General features: G+C 39.6%; 1 protein-coding gene. It reads left to right on the top strand.

The annotated features are described in order from the left end of the window. A partial coding sequence (locus ACFINA_RS09715; protein ID WP_375615532.1) for an autotransporter outer membrane beta-barrel domain-containing protein occupies nucleotides 1–671 on the top strand: 671 nt, incomplete at both ends.

The following is a 671-nucleotide window of genomic DNA, read 5'->3' as shown; positions in this document are numbered from 1 at the left end:
ATTAGAGCTGTTGTTCCACAGGTTCCAACTTATCTTCTTTTGCCAAATGCCTTATTTCATGCTGGTTTAGTGGATATGATCACGCAAAATAAGACGTTGGAGATAATGCGGAATGCTTTTCATTCTTCTTGGAAAGAGAATGAAAAGACAGCCTTTTTTCTGCGTGCTTATGGGGGGAGCCATCATTATGCTTCCAATTTATCTGCTTTTGAATATGGCTATGGTGCTGAGCTCGATTATAATGCACTTGAAGCAGGTGTTTTGTTAAACGAGATTGAGAGTTTACATGGTCGTACATTCTTTGGAGTTTTGGGGAACTATGGAAATCTTTCTCTACACCCTCAGGATGTTGAACAAAGCAAAAAAAGCGCATTTAATAAATGGTCTGTTGCTGCCTATGGGAGTTTGCAGCATGATAGGGGTTTTTATATAGATGGGGTGGTATCGTATGGTCTTTTTAAGGGTGATGTTTTGACCCTTTCACGGGGCAAGGTTGTGGCGTTAAAGGGTAAACAGTTTAGCGGTTCTTTAACGAGCGGTAGAACGTTTGCAACAGGGTATAAAGGTGTTGTTTTTGATCCGCAGATTCAGGTTGTTTATCAGCATCTTCAGTTTAATCAGGCGTTTGATGTTGATAATCTTGATGTTGATTTAGGAAAATTTCATCAATG

This window comes from Bartonella sp. AC10YNML, from assembly GCF_042196825.1.
Classification (GTDB): domain Bacteria; phylum Pseudomonadota; class Alphaproteobacteria; order Rhizobiales; family Rhizobiaceae; genus Bartonella.
This window is presented reverse-complemented; position numbering and strand designations above follow the sequence as displayed.